Origin of the sequence: Cellulomonas hominis (assembly GCF_901521055.1) — a bacterium.
Lineage (GTDB): Bacteria > Actinomycetota > Actinomycetes > Actinomycetales > Cellulomonadaceae > Cellulomonas > Cellulomonas endometrii.
The window spans coordinates 34,363-56,885 of sequence record NZ_CABEGA010000017.1 but is presented as its reverse complement, the minus strand read 5'-3'; the positions used below and the strand labels follow the sequence as shown (position 1 = coordinate 56,885).

At 74.4% G+C, this 22,523-nt stretch carries 20 protein-coding genes; 13 read left to right on the top strand and 7 right to left on the bottom strand.

Annotation, left to right across the window (positions count from 1 at the left end; all coding sequences use genetic code 11):
* Positions 1-17: 17 nt before the first annotated feature.
* Positions 18-467, bottom strand: coding sequence for a succinate dehydrogenase hydrophobic membrane anchor subunit (locus KJP73_RS04305; protein ID WP_213281556.1), 450 nt, complete (start codon positions 465-467; stop codon positions 18-20).
* Positions 467-838 carry a succinate dehydrogenase, cytochrome b556 subunit gene (gene sdhC / locus KJP73_RS04300; protein ID WP_346016320.1) on the bottom strand — a complete coding sequence of 124 codons (372 nt, stop codon included), beginning with the start codon at positions 836-838 and terminating at the stop codon, positions 467-469. The genes KJP73_RS04305 and sdhC overlap by 1 nt, the downstream gene beginning before the upstream one ends.
* 258 nt (positions 839-1,096) lie before the next feature.
* On the opposite strand from sdhC, the gene KJP73_RS04295 reads away from it, so the two are divergent.
* From KJP73_RS04295 to deoC, 12 genes are all read left to right on the top strand, one after another.
* On the top strand, positions 1,097-2,239 hold the full coding sequence (locus KJP73_RS04295) for a mannose-1-phosphate guanylyltransferase (RefSeq protein ID WP_213281552.1): 1,143 nt from the start codon (positions 1,097-1,099) through the stop codon (positions 2,237-2,239).
* A gap of 43 nt (positions 2,240-2,282) precedes the next feature.
* A complete protein-coding gene (locus tag KJP73_RS04290; RefSeq protein ID WP_213281550.1) occupies positions 2,283-3,500 on the top strand; it encodes an amidohydrolase in 1,218 nt (405 codons plus the stop codon).
* Positions 3,501-3,729: 229 nt separating this feature from the next.
* The gene (locus KJP73_RS04285) at positions 3,730-4,818 is read left to right on the top strand and encodes a BMP family lipoprotein (RefSeq protein ID WP_213281548.1); all 1,089 of its coding nucleotides are present in this window, start codon (positions 3,730-3,732) and stop codon (positions 4,816-4,818) included.
* A 153-nt stretch (positions 4,819-4,971) separates the two neighbouring features.
* Positions 4,972-6,552, top strand: coding sequence for an ABC transporter ATP-binding protein (locus KJP73_RS04280; protein ID WP_213281546.1), 1,581 nt, complete (start codon positions 4,972-4,974; stop codon positions 6,550-6,552).
* Positions 6,549-7,838, top strand: a complete 1,290-nt coding sequence (locus KJP73_RS04275) for an ABC transporter permease (RefSeq protein WP_433995142.1) — start codon at positions 6,549-6,551, stop codon at positions 7,836-7,838. The genes KJP73_RS04280 and KJP73_RS04275 overlap by 4 nt, the downstream gene beginning before the upstream one ends.
* Positions 7,835-9,121 carry an ABC transporter permease gene (locus tag KJP73_RS04270; protein ID WP_213281544.1) on the top strand — a complete coding sequence of 429 codons (1,287 nt, stop codon included), beginning with the start codon at positions 7,835-7,837 and terminating at the stop codon, positions 9,119-9,121. The genes KJP73_RS04275 and KJP73_RS04270 overlap by 4 nt, the downstream gene beginning before the upstream one ends.
* 90 nt (positions 9,122-9,211) lie before the next feature.
* Positions 9,212-9,628, top strand: a complete 417-nt coding sequence (locus KJP73_RS04265) for a cytidine deaminase (RefSeq protein WP_213281542.1) — start codon at positions 9,212-9,214, stop codon at positions 9,626-9,628.
* Positions 9,625-10,920 (top strand): thymidine phosphorylase, encoded by a 1,296-nt coding sequence (locus KJP73_RS04260; protein WP_213281540.1) that lies wholly within the window; start codon positions 9,625-9,627, stop codon positions 10,918-10,920. Before KJP73_RS04265 ends, KJP73_RS04260 begins: the two co-directional genes overlap by 4 nt.
* A 198-nt stretch (positions 10,921-11,118) precedes the next feature.
* On the top strand, positions 11,119-12,219 hold the full coding sequence (locus KJP73_RS04255; RefSeq protein ID WP_213281538.1) for a hypothetical protein: 1,101 nt from the start codon (positions 11,119-11,121) through the stop codon (positions 12,217-12,219).
* 78 nt (positions 12,220-12,297) lie between these two features.
* Complete coding sequence (locus tag KJP73_RS04250) at positions 12,298-12,519, top strand: hypothetical protein (protein ID WP_213281537.1); 222 nt, start codon at positions 12,298-12,300, stop codon at positions 12,517-12,519.
* Positions 12,520-12,580: 61 nt separating this feature from the next.
* Entirely contained in the window at positions 12,581-13,669 is a 1,089-nt protein-coding gene (locus tag KJP73_RS04245; protein WP_213281535.1) for an adenosine deaminase, read from the top strand.
* Positions 13,666-14,340 (top strand): deoxyribose-phosphate aldolase, encoded by a 675-nt coding sequence (gene deoC / locus KJP73_RS04240; protein WP_213281533.1) that lies wholly within the window; start codon positions 13,666-13,668, stop codon positions 14,338-14,340. Before KJP73_RS04245 ends, deoC begins: the two co-directional genes overlap by 4 nt.
* 130 nt (positions 14,341-14,470) lie before the next feature.
* Here deoC and KJP73_RS04235 read toward each other — a convergent pair whose 3' ends face one another.
* From KJP73_RS04235 to KJP73_RS04225, 3 genes are all read right to left on the bottom strand, one after another.
* Positions 14,471-15,262, bottom strand: a complete 792-nt coding sequence (locus KJP73_RS04235; RefSeq protein WP_213281531.1) for a hypothetical protein — start codon at positions 15,260-15,262, stop codon at positions 14,471-14,473.
* Positions 15,263-15,377: 115 nt separating this feature from the next.
* Positions 15,378-17,255 carry a phospho-sugar mutase gene (locus KJP73_RS04230; protein ID WP_213281530.1) on the bottom strand — a complete coding sequence of 626 codons (1,878 nt, stop codon included), beginning with the start codon at positions 17,253-17,255 and terminating at the stop codon, positions 15,378-15,380.
* Positions 17,256-17,355: 100 nt separating this feature from the next.
* Positions 17,356-18,186, bottom strand: coding sequence for a purine-nucleoside phosphorylase (locus tag KJP73_RS04225; protein WP_213281524.1), 831 nt, complete (start codon positions 18,184-18,186; stop codon positions 17,356-17,358).
* 355 nt (positions 18,187-18,541) lie between these two features.
* Between KJP73_RS04225 and KJP73_RS04220 the strand changes: the two genes are divergently transcribed.
* Positions 18,542-19,957 carry an NAD(P)H-quinone dehydrogenase gene (locus KJP73_RS04220; protein WP_249669094.1) on the top strand — a complete coding sequence of 472 codons (1,416 nt, stop codon included), beginning with the start codon at positions 18,542-18,544 and terminating at the stop codon, positions 19,955-19,957.
* Positions 19,958-19,964: 7 nt separating this feature from the next.
* Here KJP73_RS04220 and KJP73_RS04215 read toward each other — a convergent pair whose 3' ends face one another.
* Both KJP73_RS04215 and KJP73_RS04210 read right to left on the bottom strand, forming a co-directional pair.
* Positions 19,965-21,923 (bottom strand): endonuclease/exonuclease/phosphatase family protein, encoded by a 1,959-nt coding sequence (locus KJP73_RS04215; RefSeq protein WP_213281520.1) that lies wholly within the window; start codon positions 21,921-21,923, stop codon positions 19,965-19,967.
* A gap of 93 nt (positions 21,924-22,016) precedes the next feature.
* Positions 22,017-22,520, bottom strand: a complete 504-nt coding sequence (locus tag KJP73_RS04210) for an NUDIX hydrolase (protein ID WP_213281519.1) — start codon at positions 22,518-22,520, stop codon at positions 22,017-22,019.
* Between the last annotated feature and the right edge of the window lie 3 nt (positions 22,521-22,523).

The window sequence follows — 22,523 nt, the reverse complement described above, 5'->3', positions numbered from 1 at the left end:
CCAAGGCTGTGGGGGTGTCAGGCGGTGCAGAACGACGGCAGCAGGTCGGCCGGGGAGTCCACGGGGCACGGGTCGAAGGTGAAGATCACCAGGGTGCCGAGCACGACCACGACGACGAACGCGGTGTAGAGCGCGAGCTTGAGGACCAGGCGGGTGCCGTCGCGCTCGGCGTAGTCGTTGATGATCGTCCGCACGCCGTTGGTGCCGTGGATCATCGCGAGCCAGAGCATGAGCAGGTCCCAGACCTGCCAGAACGGGGACGCCCACTTGCCGGCGACGAAGCCGAAGTCGATGGCGGTGATGCCGTCGCCCGCGACGAGGTTGACGAACAGGTGCCCGAAGATCAGCACGAGCAGCACCACGCCGGACGCGCGCATGAACACCCAGCCGTACAGCTCCCAGTTGCCGCGGCTCGTCCGGCGGCCGGGACGCGGCGCGACGGTGCGGGGGGCGGGGATCGTCGTCATCACTCGCCTCCGAAGACGTGCATGAGGTGCCGCGGCAGGAACCCCGCCATGGTCACGACGAACAGGCCGAGCACGACCCAGAGCATCACGCGCTGGTACTTCGCGCCCTTGGACCAGAAGTCGACCAGCATGATCCGCACGCCGTTGAAGGCGTGGAACACGATGGCGGCGACCAGCCCGGCCTCGCCGAGGCCCATGATCGGGTTCTTGTAGGTGCCGATCACGGCGTTGTACGCCTCGGGCGACACCCGCACGAGCGAGGTGTCCAGGACGTGCACGAGCAGGAAGAAGAAGATGAGCACGCCGGTGACCCGGTGGGCGACCCAGGACCACATGCCTTCACGGCCGCGGTAGAGGGTGCCGCCGGGGATCCGCTTCGCCGTGGGGGCGGCGACGCTGCGGGGTTCGGCAGGCGCAGTGGGCACGAGAGGCCTCCTGGCGAGTTCGGGCGGGACTGCTGTGTCCGGTCACACAACTGTAGTGATGGTGCGCCGCGCCACCGCCCGCGGGGGTGTCGATCGGCCCTGATGTGACCAAGCGCACACCCGGGTTGGGACCGAGGTCCCTGGTCGAAGATCCACCCGTTGGGGGCCCGGTGTGTGCCGGTTCGTCCCGATACCCTGACCGCCATGCCCGTCCCTGCCGCGAACGCCCCGCGCCCGATCCCCGGCTTCCACGCCGTCGTGCCCGCCGGTGGCGCCGGCACCCGGCTGTGGCCGCTGTCCCGCCAGGGGTCGCCGAAGTTCCTGCACGACCTGACCGGCACCGGGCGCACGCTCCTGCAGAGCACGGTCGACCGGCTGCTGCCGCTCACCGGCCGCGACGGCGTCCTGGTCGTCACCGGCGTCCGGCACGCGGAGGCCGTCGGCGCGCAGCTGCCCGAGCTCGGCCCCGGTCAGGTGGTCGCGGAGCCGTCGCCGCGCGACTCCATGGCGGCGATCGGGCTCGCGGCGGCGGTCCTCGCCGAGCGGCACGGCCCCGACGTGGTGCTGGGCTCCTTCGCGGCGGACCAGGTCATCGAGGACCTGCCGCAGTTCTGGTCGGCCGTCACCGAGGGCGTCGAGGCGGCCCGCGCCGGGTACGTCGTCACCATCGGCATCACCGCGACGTCGCCGTCCACCGCGTTCGGGTACGTCCGCTCCTCGGAGCCGCTCGGCGTGGAGGGCGCCCCGAGCGCCCGGCACGTGGCGGGGTTCACGGAGAAGCCCGACGCCGAGACGGCCGCCGCCTACCTCGCGACGGGGGACTACCGGTGGAACGCCGGCATGTTCCTCGTCCGGGCGGGCGTGCTGCTCGACCACCTCGCCGAGCAGCTGCCCCCGCTCGCCGCCGGCCTGCGCACCATCGCCGCGGCGTGGGACGACCCCGCGCGGCGTGACGCGGTCCTCACCGAGGTGTGGCCCGGGCTGACCAAGATCGCCATCGACCACGCCATCGCGGAGCCGGTGGCCGCCGCGGGGGGCGTCGCGGTGGTGCCCGGCGACTTCACCTGGGACGACGTCGGCGACTTCGCGTCGCTCGGGACCCTGCTGCCGCCGGTCGGCGTCGACGGGGCCCGGACGCTCGGTGACGAGGCGCTGGTGCAGCGGATCGACGCCGGGGGAGCGGTGGTCGTGCCCGCGGCCGGCCGGACCGTCACGGTGCTGGGCGTGCCGGACGCCGTGGTGGTCGACACCCCCGACGCGCTCCTCGTCACCACCCGCGCGCACGCGCAGGCGGTCAAGCAGGCGGTGGACGGCTGGCGCGGGCGCGGCCGGGACGACCTGCTCTGACGCGCACGCGCCCCGGCCTGCGCGGACGGCTAGGGTCGGTCGGGTGATCGTCGACGCCACCCGGGTGACCCAGCTCGTGGACACCCTGCAGCCCGAGCTGGTGGAGGTCCGCCGCGACATCCACGCCCACCCCGAGCTCGGCCGGACCGAGCAGCGCACCACCCACCTGGTCGCGGACCGGCTGCGGCTGGCCGGGCTCACCCCCCGGATGCTCGCGGGCACCGGCCTCACGTGCGACATCGGTCCCTCGTCCGTGGAGACCGGGCGCCGGCGGATCGCGCTGCGCGCGGACATCGACGCCCTGCCCGTGCAGGAGACGACCGGCCTGCCCTACGCCTCGACGGTGCACGGCGTCGCGCACGCCTGCGGCCACGACGTGCACACCACGGCGCTGCTCGGCGCCGGCCTGGTCCTGGCCGAGCTGCACGCCGCCGGGGAGCTGCCGACCGGCGTGCGGCTGGTGTTCCAGCCGGCCGAGGAGGTGCAGCCGGGCGGCGCGCTGGACGTGCTGAACCAGGGCGCGCTCGACGGCGTGGGCCGGATCTTCGCGCTGCACTGCGACCCGAAGGTCGACGTCGGCCGCATCGGCACCCGGATCGGCCCGATCACCTCGGCGTCCGACGAGGTCACGGTGATCGTGACCGGCCAGGGCGGCCACACCTCCCGCCCGCACCTCACGGGTGACGTCGTGTACGCGCTCGGCCAGGTCATCACGCAGGTCCCCGCGGTGCTCGGGCGCCGGCTGGACCCGCGCTCCGGCGTGAACCTCACGTGGGGTGCCGTGCAGGCGGGCTCCGCGCACAACGCGATCCCGGCGTCCGGCTCGGTGCGCGGGACGCTGCGGTGCCTCGACGTGCGGGCCTGGGAGCGGGCGTCGCAGGTCGTGCACGAGGCGGTCGAGCAGGTCGTCGCGCCCTACGGCGTCGAGGTCGAGGTCCGGCACCAGCGGGGCGTCCCGCCGGTCGAGAACGACGAGCGCGCGACCGCGGTGCTCGAGGCCGCCGCGCGGGACGTGCTCGGCGAGGACTCCGTGCAGCTGACCGAGCAGTCGCTGGGCGGCGAGGACTTCGCCTGGTACCTGACCAAGGTGCCGGGCGCGATGGCCCGGCTGGGCACGCGGACGCCGGGCGGCCGGACGTACGACATCCACCAGGGCGACCTCGTCGTGGACGAGCGCGCGATCGGCGCCGGTGCGGCGCTGCTGGCGCGCGCGGCGCTGCTGGCCGGCACCCCCCGGTCGGGGGACGTCACGGGCGCCTGACCGGCACACGGGTGGTCCGCTGGGCCGGTCGGGTGAGTTCGCCCGGCGGGCGAATGTTCCAAGTGAGTAACGAAGGCCCTCGGCGACCTCCCGGTAACACGACGGACACCTGCGCGTGGCTAGGGTTCGTGGCGAACACCGGACGGAACCGTCGTGTGCGGCGCGCAACGAGGCGCGCGGCCCGGGCGGGCGACCCGGACCGGTCGACGACGAGAAGCAGGAGTGTCGCGTGAAGAAGATCATCCGTGTGGCCGCCCTCAGCGGGGCTGTCGCGCTCGCCCTCGCCGCCTGCGGCAGCGCGCCGGAGGAGTCGGACGACAACGCCGGTTCCGACGGCGGCTCCGACTTCAAGGCCTGCATGGTCTCCGACTCGGGCGGTTTCGAGGACAAGTCCTTCAACCAGTCCGGTGCCGAGGGCCTCGACCGCGCCGCGGAGGAGCTGGGCATCGAGGAGGTCAAGGTCGAGTCCACGGCCGAGACCGACTTCACCCCGAACATCGACTCGCTGGTCTCCCAGGGCTGCAACCTCATCATCGGCGTCGGCTTCCTCCTCGAGGACCCGATCCAGACGGCCGCCGAGGCGAACCCCGACATCGAGTTCGGCCTCATCGACTCCTCGTTCTCGGACGCCGACTTCAACCCGGTGACCCTGGACAACGCCAAGCCCCTGCTGTTCAACACGCAGGAGGCCGCGTACCTGGCCGGCTACGCCGCCGCCGCCACCTCGACCACGGGCACCGTCGCCACCTTCGGCGGCATCCAGCTCCCGTCCGTGTCGATCTTCATGGACGGCTTCGTCGACGGCGTCGCGAAGTTCAACGAGGACAACGGCGCGAACGTGGCGGTCCTCGGCTGGGACAAGGAGGCCCAGACGGGTTCCTTCACCGGTGACTTCGAGAACCAGGCCAACGGCCAGAACATCGCCAAGGGCTTCATCGACCAGGGCGCCGACGTCATCATGCCCGTCGCCGGCCCGGTCGGCCTGGGTGCCGCCGCCGCCGCGCAGGAGGCCGGTGACGTCACGATCGTCGGCGTCGACGCCGACTGGTACGAGACGGCTCCGGACTACTCCGGCATCGTCCTGACCTCCGTCATGAAGGAGATCGGCCAGGCCGTGTACGACACGGTCAAGGAGGCCTCGGAGGGCAACTTCTCCTCCGACCCGTACGTCGGCACCCTCGAGAACGAGGGCATCGGCATCGCGCCGTTCCACGACTTCGACTCGGTCGTCCCGGCCGACGTCAAGACGGCGATCGACGAGCTGAAGGCCCAGATCATCGCGGGCGACCTGGTCGTGGAGTCCCCGAGCCAGAACTGACGCACGCACCACGGTGGCCCGGGCAGCGAGCCTGCCCGGGCCACCGGTGCGTCACCGGCCGGGCGACGGGGGCACGACCGGGACGGGTCCTACGACTCACCGTCTGAATTGCCCTAGTGTGCGCACCACGAACGATCGAAGGAGCAGGCCCACGTGAAGCTGGAGCTGCGCGGGATCACCAAGCGTTTCGGCGCCCTGGTGGCGAACGACCACATCGACCTCGTGGTCGAGCCCGGCGAGATCCACGCGCTGCTGGGCGAGAACGGGGCGGGCAAGAGCACGCTCATGAACGTGCTCTACGGGTTCTACGACCCGGACGACGGCGAGATCCTCGTCGACGACCGTCCCGTGACGTTCGCCGGCCCCGGCGACGCCATGGCCGCCGGCATCGGCATGGTGCACCAGCACTTCATGCTCGTCCCGGTGTTCACGGTCGCGGAGAACGTCGTCCTCGGCTACGAGCCGGTCAAGGGCGGCGGGATGATCGACCTCGCCGCCGCGCGCCGCCGGGTCAAGGAGATCTCCGACCGGTTCGGGTTCGACGTCGACCCCGACGCCCTGGTCGAGGACCTCCCGGTCGGCGCGCAGCAGCGGGTCGAGATCATCAAGGCGCTGTCGCGCGACGCGAAGGTGCTCATCCTCGACGAGCCGACCGCGGTGCTGACGCCGCAGGAGACCGACGAGCTCATCGCGATCATGCGCCAGCTCAAGGCGGCCGGCACGTCCATCGTCTTCATCACGCACAAGCTCCGTGAGGTCCGCGCCGTCGCAGACCGCATCACGGTGATCCGCCGCGGCAAGGTCGTCGGCAGCGCGTGGCCCGACGCCGCGGAGACCGAGCTCGCCTCGCTCATGGTCGGCCGTTCCGTGTCCCTCGGCGTCGACCGCGCGCCCGCGCAGGCCGGCGAGGTCGCCCTGCAGGTGCGGAACCTGACGGTGCTCGACGAGGCCGGCGTGCGGCAGGTCGACGACGTGTCGTTCGACGTCGCGCGCGGCGAGATCGTCGCGGTCGCCGGCGTGCAGGGCAACGGGCAGACGGAGCTCACCGAGGTGATCCTCGGCCTGCAGCACCCCGTCGCCGGCTCCGTCGTCCTCGACGGGACCGAGCTGGTCGGCCGGACGGTGCGCCAGACGCTCGCCGCGGGCGTCGGCTTCGTGCCCGAGGACCGCACGGAGGACGGCGTCGTCGCCGACTTCTCCGTGGCGGAGAACCTCATCCTCGACCTGTTCGACCGCGAGCCGTTCGCCCGCGGGGTGTCGCTCGACCCCCGCAAGGTCCGCGCGAACGCCGAGCAGCGCACGGTCGAGTTCGACGTCCGGACGCCGTCGGTCGACGCGCACGCCGGCACCCTGTCCGGCGGCAACCAGCAGAAGGTCGTGCTGGCCCGGGAGATGTCCCGCCCGCTGCGGCTGCTCATCGCCTCGCAGCCGACCCGCGGTCTGGACGTCGGCTCCATCGAGTTCGTGCACAAGCGGATCGTGCAGGAGCGGGACAGCGGCACCCCGGTCATCATCGTGTCGACCGAGCTCGACGAGGTGCTCGCCCTGGCCGACCGGATCGTCGTGATGTACCGCGGCCGGATCGTCGGCGTCGTCCCCGGCGGGACGGACCGCGACGTGCTCGGCCTCATGATGGCCGGCGTCCCGCAGGACGAGGCCGTGCAGCAGGCCGCGTCCCACCACACCGTGCTCGGCGAGGCCGACATCGACGCCTCCGAGGAGGACAGCAAGTGAGCCAGGCGACCCCCGCCCCGGACCAGCCGGCCGGGTCCACCGCGCCCGCTCCCGCCCCGCGCGAGGACGGGCTCGAGTCCCGCTCGCAGACCGCGCTGCGGGAGATGCTCAGCAGCAGCTGGCTCGTCACCGTCGCCGCCCTCGTGCTGGCGCTCGTGATCTCCGGCGTGCTGATCGCGGCGGCCGACAGCGACGTGCAGGACGCCGCGACGTACTTCTTCGCCCGGCCGATGGACTTCTTCTCCGCCGCGTGGGACGCCGTCTGGGGCGCGTACGTCGCGCTGTTCCAGGGCGCCGTGTTCGACCCGGCCGCGACGACGTTCGCGCGCGCGATCCGCCCGATCACCGAGACGATGACCTGGGCCGTGCCGCTGATCCTGGCGGGCCTCGGGCTGGGCATCGGCTTCCGGGCCGGCATGTTCAACATCGGTGCGCAGGGCCAGATCATCCTCGGCGCGGTCTTCGCCGGGTACATCGGCTTCGCGTGGGATCTGCCCCCGGGGCTGCACCTGCTGCTCGCGGTGATCGGCGCGATGATCGGCGGCGGCCTGTGGGCCGGGATCGCGGGCTTCCTCAAGGCCCGCACCGGCGCCAACGAGGTGATCGTCACGATCATGCTCAACAACATCGCGATCTACCTGGTCGGGTACCTGCTGACCACGACGGCGTTCAAGCGCGGGTCGAGCAACAACCCGATCTCGCCGCCGCTGAAGGAGAGCGCGCTGTACCCGCTGCTCCTCGGCTCGCAGTTCCGCCTGCACCTCGGCTTCGTCGTCGCGATCCTCGCGGCGGTGTTCGTGTGGTGGCTGATGAACCGGTCGACCATCGGCTTCGCGTTCCGCGCGGTCGGCTCGAACCCGAGCGCCGCGCGCACCGCGGGCATCAACGTCAACCGCATCTACCTCGTCGTCATGGTCGTCGCCGGTGCGCTGGCGGGCATGGCCGGCTCCGCGCAGGTGCTCGGCACCGAGAAGGTGCTGACCGCCGGCATCGCCGCGAGCTTCGGCTTCGACGCGATCACGGTCGCCCTGCTCGGCCGGTCCAAGCCGCTCGGCACGTTCTTCGCCGGTCTGCTGTTCGGGGCCCTGCGCGCCGGCGGGTTCGCCATGCAGGCCCGCACCGGCACGCCGATCGACATCGTGCTGGTCGTCCAGTCCCTCGTCGTGCTGTTCATCGCGGCGCCCCCGCTGGTGCGTGCGGTGTTCCGGCTCCCGGCCCCCCGCGGCCGGGCCGGCGCCCCCGCGCCCGAGCTGTCCGCGCCCGTCGTCAAGGAGGCCGCCGCGTGAGCGCCGTGACCGCACCCGCCCCAGCCGCGCCGGCCGCCCCGGCGGCGCAGGTCCTGCCGCCCGTCAGCCTGCGGGCGCCGATCGGCTACGCCTCGGTCGCCGTCCTCGCGCTGCTGCTGTTCGGCGTGCTGCCGGCCTCCGGTCGCGAGACGACGTTCACGATGTTCGCGCCCGGCGAGGACATCCGGTTCACGGTGCCGTCCAAGGCCACCGCGATCGTCCTGTGCCTCGTCGCGCTCGCCCTGTCCGCGTGGTCGTTCTACGCGGCGCGGAACCGTCGCAAGGTCGGCATCTGGCTGCCGGCCGTGTACGCGGTCGTGCTGATCTTCGCGCTGCTCACCTGGGCGGTCGCCGGCAAGACGCAGCCGCTGCCCCTGACGAGCCTGCTGCAGGGGTCCCTGTTCCTCGCGGTGCCGCTGGTGTTCGGCGCCCTCGCCGGCGTGCTGTGCGAGCGGTCCGGCATCATCAACATCGCGATCGAGGGCCAGCTGCTCGCCGGGGCGTTCCTCGCCGCGGTCGTCGCCACGCTGACGCAGAGCGCGTACATGGGCCTCATCGCCGCGCCGATCGCCGGTGCGCTGGTCTCGGCCCTGCTGGTGGCGTTCGCGATCAAGTACGTGGTCGACCAGATCATCGTCGGCGTCGTGCTCAACGTGCTGGTCGTCGGCATCACGTCGTACCTGTTCTCGACCGTGCTGAAGGACAACGCGACGACGCTCAACGCGCCGCCGCGCCTGCCGACGCTGCCCATCCCGCTGCTGTCCGACATCCCGGTCATCGGCCCGGTGCTGTTCCGGCAGACCGCGCTCGTGTACCTGATGTACGTCGTCGTGGTCGTGCTCCAGGTGCTGATCTTCCGCAGCCGGTGGGGCCTGCGCCTGCGCGCGGTCGGCGAGCACCCGAAGGCCGCGGACACCGTCGGCATCAAGGTCAACCGCACCCGGGTCCGCAACACGCTGCTCGGCGGCGCGGTCGCCGGCCTCGGCGGGGCGTTCTTCACCGTCGCGAACGGCCTCGCGTTCGGCAAGGAGATGACCGGCGGGAAGGGCTTCATCGCCCTCGCCGCGATGATCCTCGGCCGGTGGAGCCCGAAGGGCGCGCTCGCCGCGGCCCTGCTGTTCGGGTTCGCCGACAACCTGCAGGTGGTGCTCGGCATCATCGGCACGCCGATCCCCAGCCAGATCATGCTGATGACGCCGTACGTCGTGACGATCTTCGCCGTCGCGGGCCTCGTCGGCCGCGTGCGGGCCCCCGCCGCGGAGGGCATCGCGTACGTCAAGTGAGTCCACCGGCCGCCGTCCCGCCACCCGCGGGCGGCGGCCGTCGTGGTGTCGTGGGGCGGCCGGTCCGCCCCGAGAGGAGCCGGACCTGAGATGACCACCACCCCCACGATCGACTGGGACGCCCTGCGGGCCGCCGCCACCGAGGTGATGCACCGCGCGTACGTCCCGTACTCGAAGTTCCCCGTCGGCGTCGCCGCGCTGGTCGACGACGGCCGCGTGGTCGTCGGCTGCAACGTGGAGAACGCGTCCTACGGCCTGACGCTGTGCGCCGAGTGCGCGCTCGTGTCCGGCCTGCACGTGTCCGGCGGCGGGCGCCTGGTCGCGTTCGCCTGCGTGGACGCCCACGGCAACGCCCTGATGCCGTGCGGCCGCTGCCGCCAGCTCCTGTGGGAGCACGGGGGCCCCGACCTGCTCGTCGACACCGTGAGCGGGATCAAGCCGATGACCGAGGTGCTGCCCGACGCGTTCGGGCCCGCCGACCTGGTCGAGAGGAAGTCCGACAAGTGAGCACCGAGCAGTTCGACGCCGTCGACGTCATCGTCACCAAGCGCGACGGCCACCGCCTGAGCGACGCCCAGATCGACTGGGTCATCGACGCGTACACCCGGGGCGTCGTCGCCGAGGAGCAGATGTCCGCCCTCAACATGGCGATCCTGCTCAACGGCATGGACCGGGCGGAGATCGCCCGCTGGACCGCCGCGATGATCGCGTCCGGCGAGCGGATGGACTTCTCCGGCCTGCGCCGCCCGACCGCCGACAAGCACTCCACGGGGGGCGTCGGCGACAAGATCACGCTGCCGCTGGCGCCGCTGGTCGCCGTGTTCGACGTCGCCGTCCCGCAGCTGTCCGGCCGCGGGCTCGGCCACACCGGCGGCACGCTGGACAAGCTCGAGTCGATCCCGGGCTGGCGCGCCGCGCTGTCCAACGACGAGATGATGGCGCAGCTCGACGGCGTCGGTGCGGTCATCTGCCAGGCCGGCTCCGGGCTCGCCCCCGCCGACCGCAAGCTCTACGCGCTGCGCGACGTCACCGGCACCGTCGAGGCCATCCCGCTCATCGCCTCGTCGATCATGAGCAAGAAGATCGCCGAGGGCACCGGCGCGCTCGTGCTCGACGTCAAGGTCGGGTCGGGCGCGTTCATGAAGGACCTCGACCGTGCGCGCGAGCTCGCCCGCACCATGGTCGACCTCGGCACCGACGCGGGCGTGAAGACGGTCGCGCTGCTCACCGACATGTCGACGCCGCTGGGCCTCACGGCGGGCAACGCCCTCGAGGTCCGCGAGTCCGTCGAGGTGCTCGCCGGCGGCGGGCCCGGCGACGTCGTGGAGCTCACCGTCGCGCTCGCGCAGGAGATGCTCGCGGCCGCCGGCAAGCCCGACGTCGACGTGGCTGCCGCGCTGCGGGACGGCCGCGCCATGGACGCCTGGCGCCGGATGATCGCGGCCCAGGGCGGCGACCCCGACGCGACGCTCCCGGTCGCCCGGCACACCGAGCAGGTGCTCGCGCCCGCCGACGGCGTGCTCACCCGCCTCGACGCGTACGCGGTCGGCATCGCGGCGTGGCGCCTCGGCGCGGGCCGCGCCCGCAAGGAGGACCCGGTGCAGGCCGGCGCGGGCGTCGAGCTGCACGCGAAGCCGGGCGACACCGTCCGGGCCGGGCAGCCGCTGATGACGCTGCACACGGACACGCCCGAGCGCTTCGACCGCGCCCGGGACGCGCTCCTGGACGCGGCGGAGGTCTCCGCGGACGCGGCGTACACCCCGACCCCGCTGCTGCTGGACCGCGTCGACGCGTCCTGACGCGAGGCGTCCCGCGCCTCCCCGGCGCTGACGGGGCGCCGAGATGACACTTCGCGCCTGCATCCGACCCGCGGGTTGCAGGCGCGGAATGCCATCTCGCCGCACTCACCTCGCCGCCCGCGCGCCGCTCCGCTGCCCGCCCCGCGCGCCGGGCGGTGGGAGGGCAGGAGATGTGGGCTGCGACGGCGGGGAGGCAGCATGTACTGGACTCTCGGCGTGGAGGTGGCGGACGTGGGCGGACGGGCGGGCTGGCGGCACGCGCAGCTGACGACGGTGCTGCGGGCGGTGCGCGGGCGCGTGGTGCCCCCGGCGCCGCGCAAGCCGGGGGCGGCTGCGGGTGTCGCGGGTGCGGGTCTCGCGGATGCGGGCGCGGGTGCCGGTGCGCGGCACGTCGGCGCCCACGCCGGCGCGCGCGTCGGCACGTCGGAGGACCCCGCCGCCGGGCACGAGGGCGCCGCGCGGCACCGGGCGTCCGCCTCCCTGATCGACCCCGCGGCGCTCGACGCCCTCGACCCGCGCCGGCGCCGGCAGGTGCTCGCGCCGCTGGACGTGCCGCTCGGTCGCACGGTCCGGTGGAGTTCGGCTGCGGCGCGCCAGGTCGACGGCACCACGTGCGGGGCCGCGGTGCTCGGCATGCTCGCCGCCGCGGGCGACCCGGCGCTGGCGTACTGGCTCGTGACCGGCCGGGCCCCCGACGGCGTGCTGCCGCCGGAGCTGACGGGCCTCGACCTCACCGACCCGCCCGCGCCGCACGACCCCGACGCGCCCGAGTGGTTCCGGACCCCCGACGGCCGGGCCGCGCACGCCGACGCGACGGGCGAGGAGGCCGCCGCCGCGCGCTGGGGCCTGCTGCAGGCGGCCCTGCACCGGCGCAGCACCGCGCGGGCGCTCGGGCCGTTCCCGTGGCCCCGCGCGCTCGGCACGCCGCCGTGGGGCGCGGCGCGGCTGGCGCGGTTCCCGGGGGTCGCGTACCGGTCGGTGCTCGTGGACGACACCCGCACCGCCGAGGTCGACGACGTGCTGGCGCGGGTCGACTCGGCGCTCGACCGCGGGGTGCCCGTCCCGCTGTACTCCGGGGGCGACCTCGCGGACGGCCTCGGGGCCGCGGTGCCCCGGCACGTGGTGCTCGCGGTCGGCCGGACGGACGACGGCTACCGGGTCTACGAGCCCGGCGCGGGGGCGGTGCTGCCCGTCGAGCGGGCGGCGCTGCGGGAGCCGGCGGGACCCGTGCCGGGCCTGGGCAGCTGGACGCACCTGGCGTGGGCGCTGCTGCCCGTGCGGCCGCGCTCGACCGCCTGAGCAGCGGCGCGCGGCTGGCGGGTGCGGCACGTCCGCGCGACGATGGCCGGGTACTGCCCGCCGAGCGGAGGAGTGGCCATGAGCACGGTGCCCGGTGACCAGAGCTGGCAGGACGCGGGGCTCAGCGAGCCCGCGCTGACCGACCTGCCGGAAGTCGAGCCGGACGACGACCGCGACGCGCGCGACGGCGCCTACGAGCCGCCGGAGCCGCGCCCGGACCTGTCGGGGGAGGCGGACCCGGGGGACGTCTCGGAGCAGGCGACGCCGGTCCCGGACGACGACCGCGACGACTACCCCTGACGGCGGTGCCCGCGGGTCCGCGATGCGGGCCCGCGGGTCCGCGCCCAGTACCGTGGGGCGCATGACCGTGACCTTCGAGCAGATCGTCGCGCTGCCGAAGGTGCTGCTGCACGACCACCTGGACGGCGGCGTGCGCCCCGCGACCGTGGTCGACCTGGCCGCGCGGCAGGGGCACGACCTCCCCGCCACCGACCCGGAGGCGCTGGCCGCCTGGTTCCGGGACAGCGCCGACAGCGGCAGCCTCGAGGCGTACATCGACACCTTCGTCCACACCGCCGGGGTCATGCAGACCGCCGACGCCCTGCGCCGGGTCGCGCGCGAGGCCGTCGAGGACCTCGCGGCCGACGGTGTCGTGTACGCCGAGGAGCGCTTCGCCCCCGAGCTGCACCAGTCCGGCGGCCTGTCGCTGCAGCAGGCGGTCGACGCCGTGCGCGAGGGTCTGGCCGAGGGGGAGGCGTCCGCCGCCGCCCAGGGCCGCACCATCCGGACCGGCCTGATCCTGTGCGCCATGCGGCAGTCCGACCGCGCCGACGAGGTCGCGTCCCTGGCGCTGGCGAACCGGGAGCGCGGCGTCGTCGGCTTCGACGTGGCCGGCCCGGAGTCCGGCTTCCCGGCGAGCGCGATGAGCGCGGCCTTCGCGCAGCTCCGCACCGCCCGGTTCCCGGTCACGGTGCACGCCGGCGAGGCCGCGGGCGCGGACTCCCTGGACGACGCGGTCGACGTCGGCGCGCTGCGGCTCGGGCACGGCATCCGGCTGACCGACGACATCACGGCGGCGGGGGAGACGTACCGCCTCGGCCGGCTCGCCCACTGGGTGCGGGACCGCCGCATCGCCCTGGAGGTCTGCCCGACGTCGAACGTGCAGACCGGCGGTGCCGTGTCGATCGCGAAGCACCCCGTCACGACGCTGCTGCGGCTGGGCTTCGCGGTGACGATCAACACCGACAACCGTCTGCAGTCCCGCACCAGCCTGAGCCGGGAGCTGCACCTGCTCGTCACCGAGGCCGGCTGGACCGCCGACGACCTGCGCGCGGTCACGCTGACCGCCGCGCACCACGCGTTCTGCCACGAGGACGAGCGCACCGACCTCATCGACCGGGTGATCCTGCCCGGCCACGCACCCCTCGGATCAGGAAGGCACCGCGCATGACCACCTCCTTGGACGCCGCCGGACTCGCGCAGTTCGTCGACCACACCCTGCTGAAGCCGGAGGCGACCGTCGCGGACGTCGAGGCGCTGATCGCCGAGGGGGCCGGGCTCGGCGTCTACTCGGTGTGCGTGTCCCCGTCGTTCCTGCCGCTGGACGCGCAGGGCCTCAAGGTCGCCACCGTGTGCGGCTTCCCGTCCGGCAAGCACCACAGCGAGGTGAAGGCCGCCGAGGCCGCGCGCTCCGTCGCCGACGGCGCGGACGAGGTCGACATGGTGATCGACGTGGGCGCCGCCAAGGCCGGGCGGTTCGAGGCCGTGCAGGCCGACATCGCCGCCGTGCGCGCCGCCGCCCCCGCGCCGACCGTGCTCAAGGTCATCATCGAGTCCGCCGCCCTGAGCGACCACGAGATCGTCGAGGTCTGCCGGGCCGCCGAGGCCGCGGGCGCCGACTTCGTGAAGACCTCCACCGGCTTCCACCCCGCGGGCGGCGCGTCCGTGCACGCCGTGGAGATCATGGCCGCGACCGTCGGCGGCCGGCTGGGCGTCAAGGCGTCCGGCGGCATCCGCACGACCGCCGACGCGCTGGCGATGATCGAGGCCGGTGCGACCCGGCTCGGGCTGTCCGGCACGGCCGCGGTGCTCGGCGGCTTCGAGGCCGACGGCGGGTACTGAACCCTCCCTTCGACGCGGACGACCCGACGCGGGCGTCCCGGCTGGAGGCGGGACGCCCGCGTTGTGCTCCGCGTTCCCGGTGCAGGCCACCGCGCCCAGCAGCATGCCCGTTGCCTTCTGGCTCCGCGCCCTACCGTCCTGTTGCGCGGAGATGGCGGTGCATCTGATTCACGGCGTCAATGGCGCTCGCAAGAAGGTCCTGAGCCTCATCGATGTCGTAGGTCTTTTCGGGGTGCTGGGTTGGATTGCGGAAGTGCTTTCGCAGGGAGTCGAGCGTCGTCGTGAGCAGCTCTGGGGGAGGTGACGATCTGCGCTTGAGGTCGACGATGATTGGTCCCCACATTCGAGGCTCAGGAATTCGCCCTCGCCGCACCAGGCGCGAGTAGAAGTCGCGCAATGCCGCCTCGGTTCCCCGGAGCATATGAAACGCCGCAGCCGTAGGAAGCATGAAGGCCACGGCTCGTCCGGCGCTAACAAAGTCGTCCTGTGCTATCGCTGGAAGCTCATCAAATGCGTCCGGAACGAATAGGCTACGCATGTCGCCGGTCAGCTTCTCGACCGTGTAGCGCTTGTCTTCGGCGATGTAGGCGATTTTGCCCGCCGCCTCTGCGAGAAGTGTTTCGCGACATATCATGGCGGCGCGGCGAACCTGCTCTGCTTCGCCCTGCGTCAGCACGCGGTTGTCCTGCGACTCATCAGGGCTTTCAGTTTGCTCGCGTCGCCACTCATCGGAAAGGGCGCGGAGGTTTGCTGCAACGCGCCAAGTCACGTGGAGCTCGTAGTCGAGGAGGCGTCGACTCAGTCCGTCGATGTTCTCTAGGACAGCACCCTTCTCGAAGATCAACTCCCCGCCGTTGCAATCCATCAGATAGCGAACGGCTGTGCCCGCGTAGACGTAGCCGCCGACCGAGCGCTTTTCCAATGCCTGTTCCTTGATGTCGAGCGCCGTGTGAGTAGGGCACTAAGAATTCGGGCTCAGCTGGAGGGTCGGGTCCGCAGAGTGCGCTCGCAGAGAGCATCCACCTTCGCGTCGTCCGTCAGATCCCCAGCGCCTCCGCCACGTCGAGCCGCACGCGGTCCAGCCGCTCCCGCGCGACACGGCGCGCCTCGCCGACGGTCTCCGCCGACGCGTGCTCCTCGACCGGCACGACGACCTCCAGGTAGCACTTCACCTTCGGCTCGGTGCCGGACGGCCGGACGATGACGCGGGTGTCGTCCTGGGACAGCAGCCGGATGCCCTCGGTCGGCGGGAGGCCGTCGCGGTCGGCGTCGGTGCCGGCCGCCAGGTCGACGACCTGCATGACGGGGGAGCCGGCGAACAGCACGGGCGGGTGCTCCCGCAGGCGCTGCATGACCTCGGGGATGCGGGAGAGGTCGGTGAACCGCGCGGAGAGCTGGTCGGTCAGGTGCAGGCCGTGCCGGCGGGCCAGCTCGTCGAGCACGTCGACGGGGGTGCGGCCCGCGGCCTTGAGCCGGGCGGCGAGGCTCGCGAGCGTCAGCGCGGCCGAGATGCCGTCTTTGTCCCGCACGTGGGCGGGGTCGACGCAGTAGCCCAGCGCCTCCTCGTAGCCGAAGGCGAGGCCCTCGACGCGGGAGATCCACTTGAACCCGGTGAGCGTCTGCGCGTGCCGGAGGCCGGCGTCGGCGGCGATCCGGGCGAGCAGGCGGGACGACACGATGGAGTTCGCCAGCACCGGGGCGCCGGGCGCGACCGCAGCGCCCGGGCTGCCGAGCCGCTCCGCCGCGACGCTGCCGAGCAGCGCGCCGGTCTCGTCGCCGTGCAGCATCCGCCAGCCGTCGGCCGCGGCCGCGCCGGCGCCGGTCGCCATGCGGGCACGCAGGTCGACGACCGCCGCGCCGCACCGGTCGGCGTCGGGGTCGAGCGCGATGACGAGGTCGGCCTGCACCGCCTGCGCGAGCGCGATGGCCAGGTCGATCGCCCCCGGCTCCTCGGGGTTCGGGAACGCGACGGTCGGGAAGTCGGGGTCGGGCAGAGCCTGCTCCGCGACCACGTGCACGTCGGTGAACCCGGCCTCGGCGAGCACCCGCTGGGCGACCGCGCCGCCGACGCCGTGCATCGGGGTCAGCACGACCCGCAGGGCGGCGTTCGCGGCGCGCGCCTCCTCGGAGGTGTCGGCGAGGGCGCCGACCTGCGCGACGTAGGCGTCGACGACCTCGGGGCCCGCGGTGGTCCAGCCGCCGGACGCGCGGGGCACGGCGGCGACCGACGGGACGCGGCCGATCTCGGCGGCGATGGCGCCGTCCATCGGCGGGACGATCTGCGCGCCCTGGCCGGAGTCGGTGACGACGCGGCCGCCGAGGTAGACCTTGTAGCCGTTGTCCTGCGGCGGGTTGTGGCTGGCGGTGACCATCACGCCGGCGTCGGCACCGAGGTGCCGGACGGCGAACGCGAGCACCGGGGTGGGCAGGTGCGGCGGCAGGGCGACGACCTCGATGCCGACGGCGGTCAGCACGGCAGCGGTGTCCCGCGCGAAGTCCGCGGAGCCGTGCCGGGCGTCGTGCCCGACGACCACGCGCGGGGCGGGGCTGACGCCCTCGAGCTCACCCAGCAGGTACGCGCCGAGGCCCGAGGCCGCGCGGATGACGACCGCGCGGTTCATCCGGTGCGGGCCGCCGCCGATCGCGCCGCGCAGGCCGGCGGTGCCGAACTGCAGCAGCCCCTGGAACCGGTCGGCGAGGTCCGCGCGCGCGTCCCGCACCTGGCCGGCGGCGTACTGCTCCTCCAGCGTGGTGGTGTCCGGGTCGGCGTCCGTCGGGCCCGACTCGGCGCGCTCCAGCAGCGACCGCAGCTCGCCGCCCGTGGCCGGGTCCGGGTCGTCGGCGATCCACGCCCGCACCCGGTCGGCCAGGGCCGCCCAGGTGTCCGTCCGGGTCTCGTCCGTGCGCTCGCTCATCGGTCCCTCTTCCTGGGGCGCCCCGCCCCGGCCTCGCTGCGTCGTGCTGGTCCCGCTCGTCGTGCTGGTCCTGCTGGTGCGGCCGCCCGGCCGCGGTGGGTCAGAGCCGGCCGACGATGTCCGCGAGCAGCCGGCTGATCCGCGGGCCGGCGGCGCGGCCGGCCTCGAGGACCTCCTCGTGCGACAGCGGCTCGTCGCCGACGCCGGCGGCCAGGTTGGTGACCAGGGAGATGCCGAGCACCTCCATGCCGACGTGCCGGGCGGCGATGGCCTCGATGGTGGTGGACATGCCGACCAGGCTGCCGCCCATGATCCCGGCCATCCGCACCTCGGCGGGGGTCTCGTAGTGGGGGCCGCGGAACTGGACGTACACGCCCTCGTCGAGGCTCGGGTCCACGTCGCGGGCGACGTCGCGCAGCCGCGAGGCGTACAGGTCGGTCAGGTCGACGAACGTCGCGCCCTCCAGCGGGGAGACGGTCGTGAGGTTGATGTGGTCGTTGATGAGGACCGGGGTGCCGGGGCCCCACGCCGGGTTCAGGCCGCCGCAGCCGTTGGTGAGCACGATCGTGGAGCAGCCTGCCGCGGCGGCGGTGCGGACGCCGTGCACGACGCGGCGCACGCCCTTGCCCTCGTACAGGTGGGTGCGGGAGCCGAGCACCAGCGCGTGCTTGCCGGTGGCGGCGACCTTCACGGACCGGATGGTGCCGACGTGGCCGACGACGGCCGGGGCCGCGAAGCCGGGGACGTCGGTGGCGGGGATCTCCGCGACGGTCTCACCGAGCAGGTCGGCGGCGCCGCCCCAGCCGGACCCGAGCACCAGGGCCACGTCGTGCTGCTCGACGCCGGTCGCCTCCGCGAGGAACGCCGCTGCGTCGGCGGCGACCGCCAGGGGGTCGGTGGTCGGGTCGTCGAGGCGGGCGTCGTCGGCCATGCGGGTGCTCCTCCTGGGGCGGCGTTCAGCGGCGGTGCGGTGCCCGCGGTGGCGGGCGGTCGCAACGGTCGAGCGTACCGGCCCGGGACCCGTCGCGGCCCGGCCGGAGGTCCGGGGTGCCGCCCCGGCGCGGCGCGCGCGTGCGCCCCGGCCCGGAACCGGGAAGATGGGCAGCGTGACGCAGCCGACCCCCACGCCCGCGCCCGCCGACGACCCGACCGCGGACGACACCGCCGACGCCCGGACCGCCGCAGCGGCCGACGCCGCCGACGCGGCCGCCGCACCCCCCGCCACGTCCCCGACGACCGCCGCGTCGCCCACGGGCGGCACCCCCGACCGGCCGGCCCAGCACGTCGTGGTGGTCGGCGGCGGCCCGGGCGGGTACGAGGCCGCGCTGGTGGCCCGCCGCCTCGGCGCGGACGTGACGGTCGTGGAGCGCTCGGGGCTCGGCGGCTCCGCGGTCCTCACCGACGTCGTGCCGTCCAAGACCCTCATCGCGACGGCCGAGTGGATGACCATCGCGGAGCGGGCGTCGGACCTCGGCATCCGCCTCGACGTCCCGGCCGGCCAGGGGGACGACTCGCCGCTCGGGGACGACACCGGCCGCAGCCGCCGGCACAGCATCGACATGGCGGTCGTGAACGCGCGCGTGCGGGACCTGGCGCTCGCGCAGTCCGACGACATCCGCACCCGCCTCGAGCGTGAGGGCGTCCGCGTCCTCATCGGGCACGGCCGGCTCGACGGGCCCGAGCGGGTGGTGGTGACGGGCGAGGGCGGCGCGCAGCAGACCGTGGACGCCGACGTGGTCCTGCTGGCCACGGGCGCGACGCCCCGGACCCTGCCCGCCGCGCAGCCGGACGGCGAGCGCATCCTCACGTGGACCCAGCTGTACCACCTGGACGAGCTGCCGGAGCGGCTGATCGTCGTCGGCTCCGGCGTGACGGGAGCGGAGTTCGCCGGCGCCTACGTGTCGCTCGGCTCCCAGGTGGTGCTGGTGTCGAGCCGCGACCGCGTGCTCCCGGGCGAGGACGCGGACGCCGCGACCATGCTCGAGGAGGTGTTCCGGTCCCGCGGCATGGAGGTCGTCCCGCGCTCGCGGGCGGAGGCGGCCCGCCGCACCGAGGACGGCGTCGTCGTGACCCTGTCCGACGGGCGCGAGATCACCGGCTCGCACGTGCTGCTGGCGGTCGGCTCGATCCCCAGCACCCAGGGCCTCGGCCTGGAGGAGTCCGGCGTGCGGATGACGCCGTCGGGGCACATCGAGGTCGACCGGGTGTCCCGCACGTCCGCGCGCGGCGTCTACGCGGCGGGCGACGTCACCGGCGTGCTGCCGCTGGCGTCGGTCGCGGCCATGCAGGGCCGCATCGCGATGTCCCACGCGCTCGGCGACGCGGTCGCGCCGCTCAAGGTGAAGGGCGTCGCGGCCAACATCTTCACCGCCCCGGAGATCGCGACCGTGGGGCTGAGCGAGGAGGCGTTGATCGAGCGCACCGCCCACTTCGTCACCCACACGCTGCCGCTGGCGCGGAACCCGCGCGCGAAGATGCTGGGCGTCCGCGACGGGTTCGTGAAGCTGTTCGCGCACTCGACGGCGGGCACGGTGCTCGGCGGCGTGGTCGTGGCGCCGCGGGCCTCGGAGCTGATCTTCCCGATCACGCTCGCGGTGTCGCACAGCCTGACGGTGGACGACGTGGCCAGCGCGTTCACGGTCTACCCGTCGCTGTCGGGCTCGATCGCCGAGGTCGCGCGGGTCCTGCACCTCACGGAGTAGGGCCGGCTCAGCCGACGCGGACGGTCGTGACCACCGCCAGGTGGTCGGAGGAGTCGTCCGTCAGCACCCGCGCGTCGTCGAACGTCACGCCGCGCCCTAGCACCCAGTCGATCCGGACGTCGGGGTCGTCGCTCGGGTGGGTGAGCGCGCCGGGGTCGCCCGCGGTGTCGACCGCGCTGGACCAGCCGGCGCCGGTCAGCGCGTCGAGCTCCGGCGAGCCGGGTCCGGCGTTGAGGTCGCCCGCGAGCACGGACGGCCCGTCGGCCGGCAGGGCCGCCTCCAGCGCCGCGAGCTGCTCGAGCCGGGTGGGCGTGTTGCCGTCCCGGTGCTGCAGGTGCACGGACGTGACCCGCACGGGCGTGCCGTCCGGCCCGTCGACCAGCGCGGTGAGGGCGGAGCGCGCCTGCGGCCCGTCGCCGTACGGGAGCGGGACCACCTCGACGTCGGTGAGCTCCGTGCGGGAGAGCAGGGCGTTGCCGAACTGGCGGTCGGCGGCGGGCGCGAACGCGACGTGCATGCCGAGCCGCTCGCCGAGCCAGGTCGCCATGTCGACGCCGCCGCCGAGCACCCAGCCGCGCGCGACCTCCTGCAGCGCCACGACGTCGGGGCCCTCGGCCTCGATGGTGCGGGCGATCTGCTCCAGGTCGACGGCGGTGTCCGCGGCGACGCCGTAGTGCAGGTTCCAGTCGAGCACCACGAGCTGGTCCGGATCGCGGTCGACCGCGGCCGCGGGGGAACCGGCGGTCGAGGTCCACCAGCCGACGAGCAGGAGCACGACCGACGGCAGGACGAGGAACCGCAGGGCGTTCGCGCGCAGCGGCGGGGCGGGCTCGCGCGGCGCCGGCTCGACCGGGGTGCGGAACCGCAGGCCGCCGCACGCGAGCAGCACCGCCGCAGCGACGACCACCCAGGCGTTGTCGACCCCCAGCGGCACGTCGTAGTCGAGCAGGTAGACGAGCAGCACCCCGACCAGCAGCAGCCCGACGGCCCCGGTCGCCAGCGACGTGCGCGGGATCCCGGGCGGCGCGGGCCGGCGGGTCTTCAGCGCGACCGCGAGCACCAGCCCGGCGGCGACCTCGGCCAGGGCGACGGCCACCAGCGCGGCGACGCCGGTGGTGAGCAGGGCGACGGCCACGCAGACCGGCAGCAGCACCGCGGCGGCCCACCGCACCGGCCGCACCATCACGCGCGGGACCAGCAGCACCCAGGCGGTGAGGGCCGACGCGAGCACGACGACGGTCCCGACGGCCATCAGCGGCACGCCGGACTGCGAGGCGGCGAACGCCGGGTTCGCCAGCACCATGAGCACCAGCGCGAGCGCCGGGCCGAGCACCCACGTGCGGCGCGGGCGACCGGTGGCCTGCTCGCCCTGCGCGATGGCCGCGAACGTCACCGTCGCCAGGACCAGGACCAACGCGACCACGGAGCCGACCACGCCCCCGCGCCACAGCGGGTCCCAGGTGCCGAGCGCGAGCTGAAACGCCGCGGACAGGCCGGTGCCGAGCGTCAGGCCCAGCGCCGCCTGCCGGCCCCCGGCGGCGCGGCCGGCGACCAGCGTCGTGGCGAGCACCAGCGTCGCGACGGCGAGCGCCGCGGTGACGAGCCCCGCGACGAACCGCGCCTCGTCGTGCACCACCTGCGTGACCAGCCGCGCGACGCCGGTGACGACGGCCGCGACCAGCACGGTGCGGCCCGACGCCGTGCCCGGCCCACGACGCCCGGTCGCGACCAGCGCGAGGGCCGCGAGCACGCCGGCGGCGAGGAACGTGACCAGCGCCGTGCCGGCGACGACCAGGGTGCCGACGGAGAACGCCCGGTCCAGCACGGGACCCGACGCGCGGACGGCGTCGACGGCCAGCACGGTCACGAGCGCGACGAGCGAGACCCGCGTGGGGGTGCCGGCGTCCGGGGGGAGCGGGCTCCCGGCGGGCGGCGTGGTGGGACGCGCGGACGCGGGGACGCTCATCCGGCCAACTTACGGCCCGGCGACCTGTGCGTGCGAACAGCGGCGGGCGAACAGCGGCGTGCGAGCAGCGGCGTGCGCGGCCGTCGGCGCGCCTCAGCCTGCGTGCGGCGCCTCGACCTCGGACGGCAGGGCGGCGCGCAGCGTGGGCCAGGCGTCGGCGAACGCGGGCAGCAGCGGCAGCGCGGGGACGTCGTCCAGGGTGACCCAGGCGATGGCGAGGCTCTCGTCGTCGGTCGGGCGGGGGTCGACGGGGCCGTCCGTCACCGCGATCACCGTCGTGTACGTCCAGTCCTCGTGGTCGAGCAGGTGCTCGCCGACCACCCGGACGGACGCGGGCTCGATGCCGGCCTCCTCGGCCGCCTCGCGCAGCGCGCCGTCGACCGCGGACTCACCGGTGTGGCGGGCGCCGCCGGGCAGGCCCCAGGTGCCGCCCTGGTCGCTCCACGGGGCGCGGTGCTGCAGCACGACGACCGCCGGCTCGGTGGGCGTCGCGGGGCGCGCCAGCAGCAGCCCGGCGGCGCCGGCGGTGCCCCAGTGCCGGCGCCCGCACCGGCACTCCACCCAGCCGTCGCCCGGGTGCCGCGGTCCGCCCCTCACCTG